8 protein-coding genes are annotated in these 9,428 nt (G+C 36.2%); 2 read left to right on the top strand and 6 right to left on the bottom strand.

What is annotated here, in order from left to right; translation table 11 throughout:
- On the bottom strand, window positions 1-1,853 hold a 1,853-nt coding region (locus tag DM84_RS02835), incomplete at its 3' end, for an NB-ARC domain-containing protein (RefSeq protein WP_250778235.1).
- A gap of 247 nt (window positions 1,854-2,100) precedes the next feature.
- Between DM84_RS02835 and secA the strand changes: the two genes are divergently transcribed.
- The gene (secA, locus tag DM84_RS02830) at window positions 2,101-4,761 is read left to right on the top strand and encodes a preprotein translocase subunit SecA (RefSeq protein ID WP_250778234.1); all 2,661 of its coding nucleotides are present in this window, start codon (window positions 2,101-2,103) and stop codon (window positions 4,759-4,761) included.
- Here the strand turns inward: secA and DM84_RS02825 are convergent.
- The 4 genes from DM84_RS02825 to DM84_RS02810 form a co-directional block, all read right to left on the bottom strand.
- Window positions 4,745-5,332 carry a hypothetical protein gene (locus DM84_RS02825; protein WP_250778233.1) on the bottom strand — a complete coding sequence of 196 codons (588 nt, stop codon included), beginning with the start codon at window positions 5,330-5,332 and terminating at the stop codon, window positions 4,745-4,747. The two genes, secA and DM84_RS02825, sit on opposite strands and share 17 nt — an antisense overlap.
- Before the next feature lie 246 nt (window positions 5,333-5,578).
- Complete coding sequence (locus DM84_RS02820) at window positions 5,579-6,616, bottom strand: ankyrin repeat domain-containing protein (protein ID WP_250778232.1); 1,038 nt, start codon at window positions 6,614-6,616, stop codon at window positions 5,579-5,581.
- A gap of 42 nt (window positions 6,617-6,658) precedes the next feature.
- Complete coding sequence (locus tag DM84_RS02815; protein ID WP_250778231.1) at window positions 6,659-6,820, bottom strand: hypothetical protein; 162 nt, start codon at window positions 6,818-6,820, stop codon at window positions 6,659-6,661.
- Between the two features lie 77 nt (window positions 6,821-6,897).
- Window positions 6,898-7,893, bottom strand: coding sequence for a ribonucleotide-diphosphate reductase subunit beta (locus tag DM84_RS02810; RefSeq protein WP_250778230.1), 996 nt, complete (start codon window positions 7,891-7,893; stop codon window positions 6,898-6,900).
- 133 nt (window positions 7,894-8,026) lie between these two features.
- On the opposite strand from DM84_RS02810, the gene DM84_RS02805 reads away from it, so the two are divergent.
- On the top strand, window positions 8,027-8,365 hold the full coding sequence (locus tag DM84_RS02805) for an outer membrane protein assembly factor BamE (RefSeq protein ID WP_250778229.1): 339 nt from the start codon (window positions 8,027-8,029) through the stop codon (window positions 8,363-8,365).
- Between the two features lie 308 nt (window positions 8,366-8,673).
- On the opposite strand, the gene DM84_RS02800 is transcribed toward DM84_RS02805, so the two are convergent.
- Window positions 8,674-9,165 (bottom strand): hypothetical protein, encoded by a 492-nt coding sequence (locus DM84_RS02800; protein WP_250778228.1) that lies wholly within the window; start codon window positions 9,163-9,165, stop codon window positions 8,674-8,676.
- Window positions 9,166-9,428: the final 263 nt, after the last annotated feature.

The following is a 9,428-nucleotide window of genomic DNA, read 5'->3' as shown; positions in this document are numbered from 1 at the left end:
ATTATTCTGTTCTCTTTCACATCTTCTTTCCTTAACTTGACGCGTATGGTTTGGCCATACTCTGCGTTGTCTTTGATTTTGTCAATAGTAATTCTCCAGGTTATAAAAGTTGTTTTGGTGTAGCTATTGTCGCTGTCTTTAGGAAACTTAAAATCAAGTAATTTTTCTGCTTCCTCTTTATACCTCTTTAAATAATCACTGATTTCAAACCTCAAGCCTACATTCTTTAATGCTATATCTCTTTCTTTTATGTATGCAACTGCCTGCTGTAGAGCTAAAGGAAAATGCTGTAATGTCTCTGCTAGATTCTTTATTTCATTTTCTTGTGATCCATCTTTTATACCTAGCGCTTTTCTAATGAAGTCTATTGACTCTGTTTCAGTAAATGTACCCAATTTTAATGGTTCTATGTCTCCCCATTTTTGATTACGAGAGGTAATCAGAACACTAGGTTTATTATCATCAGATGATAAAAAGTGGGACGGTAAAAATTGACTAATACCAGCATCTTGACCTTCACTTCTATACTCTTCTGCATTATCAAAAACAAAGAGACTTTTTCTCTTTGCAAAAAAAGCGTATACATCTCTTACAATAGATTCAATATCCCTATCCTCTGTAGGAATGCCTAAAAGACCTTTAGCTAATCTGAGAAAAGATTCCACCATGGTTTCATAGGTTGCAGCATTTATCCATATAATATTGTTGTCATAATCTTTACTATGTTTTTCAGTATATTTTCTGGCTAACTCGGTCTTACCTATTCCCCCTAAGCCACAGATAGAAACTAGTTGCGATATTACTGTGGCTACACCTTGATTTTTTTGTATTAATGTGTGCAGTTTCCCCGATTCTCCCGGTTTTCCCAGTTCCTCTATTCTTCCAGTAAACGATCCTACTGGATTTCTCACCTCAAATCGAAAGCCTCCTAAGATTTCTTCTTTCATCTTGCGAAAGAATTCTCTTCCATCCTCATGTGTAAGAAAACGTCCCCCTTTTTCTTTCAGCCAATCTAGCATTTCTTCTTGAAAACGGGCGTAAACATTCTTTCTGTCAATATTGTTAAATTGCTCACCCAGCTCACTTTTGATAATATCCGCTAGTTTTATTTCGTTAGGCTGATTTACTGCAAATACTAACTTATCAAAAAATTCTTTTATATTGCCTTCTAACCTACCTTCATTCATCATTCGCCCAAACTCACGTCGCCACGTCTGATTTCTTTCCAATTTCCTTTTTGAGTTCTGATCTGGCTTGTTTTGGAGTTTTTTTATCTCCTCTTCTAATTCTTCTATCGCTTCTTCTACAGTGCTCTTAAATAATGGCTGCATTATTGAAATAATGTCATTGCCAGTATAAAAGAACCTATATCTAGTGCCACCGTCTTTAAAAAAGACATCACTAGTGTCGATTACTTCAACTAAAATTTCTATTCCCTCGTTGGGTCCTGAAGTTTTTACCTTCAACTTCTTCACTGTGTTTTGCTCTGTGCTGCAACCCAGATCAAAATTGATATTAGTACAGATGATAAAATCTTTCAGGTTACCATCTGCAAAATCTTGATTATTTTTGATCTTTAGGTAAGAAACAAAATACTTTGCTAATCTAAACTCACCACTTTTATCTTTTGTAAGTAAGTTCCCTACTCCAATTCTCTTGTTATCTTCATCTTGTGTGTGTTTAACTTGCAGAAAGCGGTATACTTTCTTACTACCTTGGGTATATTCAAATACTAAATCATCGAACTTTCTTGCCTCTTCTGTTTCTGTACCTAAGCGAAAGGAGTGCTGATAGAGCACCCCACGATGCAAAAATAGCATCAATACCTTTAGCTGGTAGATATTACCGTGCATAACTAGTTACCTCATACAGGCTGCTATAAATTTGTTTGACCTAGAATTAAAGATTACCAAACACCTAAAATAATGCAATAGAGTCTTTACATGTTGATAGAGGGCCTTCAAGAATAGGAATTGCTAAACAAACTCTTAATTCTTGATTTAAAAAAGACTTTCCAAAGATTTTCTAAATCTAATATGTAATTGCTGCAGGCTGCATTTAGTAATATAATCTCATATTAAATGGACGTTACTTAAGTTTATGTCAGATTCTACGTTAGTTTTAACAGTTATTCTTATATTCTTCATTTTTATATTATCGTTTCTTTTTATAAAAAAGATATTTGGGTCAACGAATAAGAAGATAATAAAGTCCTTCAGAAGAATTGTTCAGCAAATAAATGCGCTAGAACCAGAAATGCAGAGCTTATCCGATGAGGAGCTTGCTGGTAAGACTGAGGAATTCAAACGAGAATTAAAAAATGGAAAAACACTAAATGACCTTCTTGTACCTGCATTTGCGGTTGTGCGCGAAGCATCGCGAAGATTTCTTGGTATGAGACACTTCGACGTTCAGTTGATCGGTGGAATGGTGCTTCACAGTGGTATGATATCAGAGATGAAAACAGGTGAGGGAAAGACACTCGTTGCAACTTTAGCTGCATATCTAAATTCCTTAGAAGGCAAAGGCGTACACGTCGTAACTGTCAACGACTACCTTGCAAAACGAGACACAGAATGGATGAGCAAATTATACAATTCTCTCGGGGTCTCTGTTGCATTTATCACGAATAACTTGACAGATGAAAAGAGGAAAGAGGCTTATAGTGCAGATATCGTATATTCAACAAACAACGAGCTTGCCTTTGATTACCTGCGGGACAACATGAAATTTTCTCAAGAGGATATGGTACAAAGAGGCTTCAATTACGCGATAGTAGACGAAGTAGACTCCATACTCATTGATGAAGCGCGGACTCCGCTTATTATTTCCGGTACGGTTGAGGAAAACAATCAGATATATAAGCACATAAACAAAATAGTAACTAAATTGGTTGATTCTGATTATGAGGTAGACGAAAAAAGTAGGGCAGTATTCCTCACTGAAGATGGCATTTCGCGAGTGGAGGAACTACTTCGGTCATACAATCTCATTCCTGAAAATTCCTCGCTCTATGATACTGGCAACATGATAATGACTCACTATATAGATCAAGCATTGCGTGCACATAAACTGTTTACTGCTGATAAAGATTATATAGTAAAGGATGGCAAGGTAGTAATTATCGATGAGTTTACTGGACGTATGATGGAGGGCAAGAGATATTCCGATGGTCTTCACCAGGCACTTGAAGCAAAAGAGAATCTTGAAATTCAGCATGAAAACCAAACTTTGGCATCGGTTACATTTCAGAACTACTTTCGTATGTATAATAAACTCTCTGGTATGACGGGAACAGCAGCAACAGAGGCAGAGGAGTTTCGCGATATATATAAGCTGAATGTAGTAAAAATTCCAACTAATGTGCCTGTAAAGAGAATAGATATTGATGATGAAATTTATGGCACAGAAAAAGAAAAATTTAATGCTGTGTTGAAGTTTATAGAAGAATGTCACAAACGCCTTCAGCCGGTCCTTGTTGGCACGGTTAGTATCGAAAACTCTGAAAAACTTTCTGCGCTTTTGCGAAGCCATTCTCTTAAGCACTCAGTGCTAAACGCTCGTTATCACGAACAAGAAGCGTATATAATAGCGCAAGCTGGAGTACCAGGAAGTATTACCATAGCAACTAATATGGCAGGACGTGGAACTGATATTCAGCTTGGTGGCAATGCTGAAATGATAGCAAAAGTGGAGCTAAATAAGATAAAAAATGCTGATGAAAGAGAAAAAAAATACCAAGAAATAGTCGAAAGAGTAAAAAAAGATAAGGAAATTGCCATAAAAGCTGGAGGTTTATGTGTGGTTGGAACCGAAAGACATGAAAGCAGGAGAATAGATGATCAATTACGTGGTCGCTCTGGTCGTCAGGGTGATCCTGGACTCTCTAAGTTCTTTTTGTCGCTTGAAGATGATTTAATGAGAATATTTGGCTCTGATAGAATGAGAAGTTTTTTGCAAAGAGTGGGGCTAAAGAACAACGAAGCTATCCATCATCCATGGATCAATAAGGCACTTGAGAAAGCGCAGAAGAAAGTTGAAGCTCGAAACTATGACGTGCGGAAATCTCTGCTTAAGTTTGATGACGTAATCAACAACCAACGCAGAGTTATTTTTAAGCAGAGAAATCATATTTTAGGCAATGAAATCAATGATTTGTTTGAAGTGTATAGTGAAGTAAATGAGAGTGTAATAGAAAGCATAGTGCAAGATGGTTATTACGAAGATTACATCGAAGATATTGCCAAAGAATTCCATATAAGATATGGGATAACACTTGATAAAGGAGACTTAGCGAAGTTTTTAAACAAACAAGAAGCTTTGGATTACATAAACAATAAAGTGCAAGAATTCTTCGCCGAAAAGGAAAGATATTTCAATAGTCAGCAAACCACAGGTTTGTGGAATACGGTAGTGAGGCAAGTGATGATCATGACGCTTGATCATTTATGGAGGGAACACCTTTCAATTCTGGAGAGCCTAAGACAAAGCATAAATTTGCGTGCCATGGGACAAAGAGATCCGCTTAATGAATTTAAACGCGAGGCTTTCTTGATGTTTGAGTCGATGCTTGAAAAGTGGAAGGAGCTTACCATCCATCGCCTAGCACACTTTAAGCTAGCAGACAACCAAGAAATAGGTAATAGGTTGCACCCTACTAAAAAGGATAGTTTCCCCAAAGTTTCAAGAAACGACAAATGCCCTTGTAACTCTGGGAAGAAATACAAACACTGCCACGGTGCGGTTACTGTGGTGAATTAGTAGCTGAGGGCCGTGTGTGCTCATCTATATTAACCTCACTTAACTCGCTATCCGGTAAACGTTCTGGTTTTATTTGTTGAGGAGGCCTAGATTCTTCCTCTGGTGGTTTTGTTTGTTTATTAGATATATGCTTTTTCACTACTCCGGCAAGCTTAATTACAATACCTACTCCAATTGCAGCTACAATTGGAAATAATAGTGCTATAACCCCTATAGATAACAAAGAATTTGCTGTAGTTGATAAAGACAATAAAGAATCTACCTTGGTTATTGGAGTAACGCCATATGCAACAAGACCAATTCCAGTTATAACGCTCCCAGTAAATAAGCCACCTAGGTACACAATTGCTTTTAGTGAACCACTCATATTACGATTATGTGGACCTGCGGATGGAGGAGTTGTGATGAGAGCTGCAATTAATGGTACTACGGAGATGCCGCCAACGATTCCACCTATTATCAGAGGTGAAAAACTAGTCAAAGTACTCAGTACAAGACCTATTAAAATGCTCACTATAGCCCCTATTATTGCCGCTATCTCCATCATCATTAAATAATTTAAACCAAACACTTTGCTCCTTTTTATACTTACAGTTTTTTTTAGGTTTATCTTGTACCCTAAAATTTATATAAGTATTTTATATGCTATAAACGGCATGTCAATTAATTTATTTTACAGGACTGGTTGTTCTCAGCTTAGACTTTGTTTCACGCTAGATATCAGGCCCCAAAAAGCCTATTATGGAGTTATAACGATCTAGAAACCATTGCCCTAAGAAAAATAAAGCCTATAGTGCGGTTACTGTGGTAAGGGCAGTTATAGATTAACAGTCGTCTCGTTACCCACAGTATTACAGCTAACCCTACTTAACGTGCTATTTAACGAATGCTCTGATGACTTATACGCAACCCCATAGGAAATTCTACCAACTATTAGCGCAGATGCTACAGTAATTCCAATGATTGCTAGCGCAGGTAATGCAGTAGTACAAACAAGTACTAATGGAGTTATGATAGCAGCTAATGTACCCACAATAATTCCCATTATGATAGCTCGAGGTTTATGAATGCGTGATGGGTCTGCACCATGGTCTAGTAGAAGTTTTGTTATTTTGGAATTGAAACCGCCTTCATAGGACAAAGGAGTTTGTCCACCTTTATCCTGTGCGTCAACATTTGCCCCTCTTTTTAATAGAACCTTTGCTATTTGTGTGTGTCCACGCTCAGCAGCATAATGCAAAGGAGTTTTTCCTTTTTCGTCTTGTAAATCAACCTTTGCTTTTCCTTGTAACAAGACTGTCACTACTTGTACCTGTTCACTCTCAGTAGCACAATTCAGATTATTTTTAGTAGCATGCAGAGGGGTTTCTCCATTTTTATCTTGCACGTCAGCACCTACCCCTCCTTTTAATAGAGCCTCTACTATTTGCGCATATCGATGCTCAGCAGCGCAACGTAAAGGAGTTTCCCCATATTTATTTTGTACATCAGTAATTGCTTGCCCCTCTAACAGAGATCTTACTATTTCTATAGCTTTGTAGTAAGCAGCACAATGTAAAGGAGCAAATCCCTCTTGGTCTTCCGCATTAACATTTGCTCTTTTTTGTATCAGAAATTTTACTATCTCTTCATTTTTTGACCCATGTCTAATAGCAAAATGCAAAGGGGTTTCTCCTGAGCTATTCTGTACGTCAACACTTATTCCTTTCTCTAGTAAAAGCTCTGCTACTCTTAAACTTCCCCACCTAGCAGCCCAATGCAAAGGTGAGTTCTTTTCATCACTGATATCAAACCCATTTTCTATTAGTAACTCTGTTAACTTTTCACAATCAAGCTTAACTGCCAGATATAGCAAATCACAATATGGAAACTTCTTTAAATCAAAATTATTTTCTTCTCATCGCTTACGATGCCATTCTAAACCTTCCTTAACTTGCTCATCTAAATTTTCTTCATTGAGCTTAGCTTCTATTTCAGCTTTTATTTTATCGGCTATATTCTCCTTGTTCAGATTTTGGCTACAATCGACTGCTAATAGTATTCTATCTAATTCCTGCATTTTTTCCTCCAAGCTATAAATTTATTATGGCATATTATAAACCCAATGTCAAGTCTTGGATAACGCGAAGAAACTAATTAGCGCTCTTTATCATCAGTATCATTTTCAGCGAAAGCTTCTTCCCATGTGCCTTGGGTTGCTGCGCGGCTATATTCTGTTACTCTATTTTCAAAAAAATTCGTGTGTTCCACACCATTTAGTATTTCGTCAAGCCACGGAAGGGGATTATCATTAATGTCATATATGGGTTTCAGGCCTAATTGCGTTAACCGTCTGTTTGCTATATAGCGTATATAATTGCGCACTTCTTCTGCAGATAGTCCTTCAACGTCCCCTAAATCAAAAGCAAGCTTTATAAATTCGTCTTCAAGCCCGACAATAGTGTGACATGCAGAATATAATTCCTCTTTAAACTCGTCATTCCAAATTTCATTATTCTCTTTAATAAACGTGTTGAATAAATTGATAATCGAGTTGGTGTGCAAAGTTTCATCACGTGCTGACCAAGCAATTATTTGCCCCATGCCTTTCATTTTCCCAAAACGTTGAAAATTGAGCAAAATTGCAAATGATGCGAATAACTGCAATCCTTCAGTAAATGCACCAAATACTGCTAGAGTTTTAGCTACATGTTTTTTATCGTGTTTTTTACTTTCCTCGAATTCTAACATGTATTCATACTTCTTCCTCATAGCATCATACTTCAAGAACGCTTGATATTCACTTTCCGGCATGCCAATTGTGTCTAAAAGGTATGAGTAGGCTGCAATGTGTATGGTTTCCATGTTGGAAAAGCTGGCAAGCATCATGCATATTTCTGTTGGCTTAAATATATTTGAATAATGCCTCATATAGCAGTTATTTACTTCAATGTCCGCTTGAGTAAAGAACCTAAAAATCTGAGTGAGTAGGTTTTTCTCCACATTCGAAAGTTTAGTTTTCCAATCTTTTACATCGTCAGCAAGCGGAACTTCTTCCGGTATCCAATGTATTCTTTGTTGCTGTAACCACGCATCATATGCCCAAGGGTAGTTGAAGGGCTTATATATTGGATCTGCTTTTAATAATGACATAGAACACCTAATTGTTTTCTGAAGTAAATATTATATTAAGCGATATCAAAAATCAGTCAATTTAACTTTTGCAAAATTTGACTACAGGTAGCTTATTAGTGTATTGTAATTTCACAACGATTTATCAAAAAAAATGCGAGCATTAATATTTCTTGTTTTACTATCTCTAGTAAGCTGTACACACACTATTCACAATCACGGGGCTCCAGGCATCAGCGTTGAATTATGGAACAAGATAAAAGTAGGTGATAATAAAGAAAAAGTGGTCCACACTTTAGGGTCGCCAACATTAGTATCTAAATTTGATGAAAATGCTTGGTATTATATCTCATATAAAATTAAACAATCTAATTTCTTAGGGAAAAGAAAGTATAGCAGCAAGTCTTTGCAAATCTCGTTCGATCAGGATGATAGAGTTACAGATATAAAAGAAATTAACGTTGCAGAGAGATCTTTAGCTGTTATTGATTGAAATCTGCTGACTATAGAGTTTTCCTGTAAGGAAGGTACCTTCCTTACACTGGTTCCCTTATGACGGTGTCATGAAGATACCCCCTTCTTCTGTCATTCAAGTAGCTCCGACACTGGGATGGCTTTATTGCACGGCAACTAAAAAACCTAGCGGTTACTGACAAAGTTCGTTATAAAGTAGCTATTTAACTACTGAGGAAAAAATATGTCACACACAAAAGGTCAACTCAGTAGTTTCTTTTTCTGCTAAACACACCACTTCAAACTAACTTGACGCTTGTATTTCTGCAGGGATTTCAAGCTATGATCCTAATACCAAATATCATTACCATCTGAATAATAATGATTATCAGATTCATAATCCCTGACGTCTTCATAATGATGTGTAATAATATTATCAATATCAATTATTTTGCAATCAGAAACAATATCAGGAATATAATCAGGACCAATTATCTCTGTCATAGAATTAATAGCGTGTTCATAATCAACATCAACTACCTTTTTCATAGAATCGATAGCTTCTCTTAAGGAAATTTGCGGATTATTCCTCAAGATTTCTTCCAAGCCTTTAACAAAATAACATTGATAATCTTTAATAATATAACTTTCCCCTTTAACGTTTATTTGATAACGTGCGTCGAAAAGCAAACCCAGTTTATTTTCACAAACGTATCTAGTGTGTAGCTGATCAAATTTAGAACTTAGCTTCTGCAATTCACTAGAATATTTCTCTATTTCCTTGCTTGATAGTTCTGGACGAAATTCTTGAATTAGTGAATATATTAACTTATTGTACATAATTGTTTCTTATATAATATATTAAAAATTACTATAAACTTATTATACTATGTGATTTTAAAACTGCAAGCTAAAATAATCATATTGGTATATTATACTAAATCTCAATGGTAAATTGAAAAGTTTCTCTACGATTAGAGGTTTAGCGAACTTATCTTGTTTGATAACGAAAGTTGGTGTAACCTTTATGCTTAAGAAATTTACCAAACAGGGAAAAAAGACAATAAAACCCCGAGGTAGCTAGTTATTCCACTCTCTATTTT

The organism is Wolbachia pipientis (genome assembly GCF_023661085.1).
Taxonomy (GTDB): domain Bacteria; phylum Pseudomonadota; class Alphaproteobacteria; order Rickettsiales; family Anaplasmataceae; genus Wolbachia.
Note: the sequence above shows the minus strand (reverse complement) of the source record. Positions and strands in the feature narration are given on the sequence as shown.

Bases quoted from the DNA above. Each gene is read 5' to 3' on its own strand.
- secA (WP_250778234.1), top strand. From the start codon at position 2,101: ATGTCAGATTCTACGTTAGTTTTAACAGTTATTCTTATATTCTTCATT.
- DM84_RS02815 (WP_250778231.1), bottom strand. From the start codon at position 6,820: ATGCAGGAATTAGATAGAATACTATTAGCAGTCGATTGTAGCCAAAAT.
- DM84_RS02810 (WP_250778230.1), bottom strand. From the start codon at position 7,893: ATGTCATTATTAAAAGCAGATCCAATATATAAGCCCTTCAACTACCCT.
- DM84_RS02805 (WP_250778229.1), top strand. From the start codon at position 8,027: ATGCGAGCATTAATATTTCTTGTTTTACTATCTCTAGTAAGCTGTACA.
- DM84_RS02800 (WP_250778228.1), bottom strand. From the start codon at position 9,165: ATGTACAATAAGTTAATATATTCACTAATTCAAGAATTTCGTCCAGAA.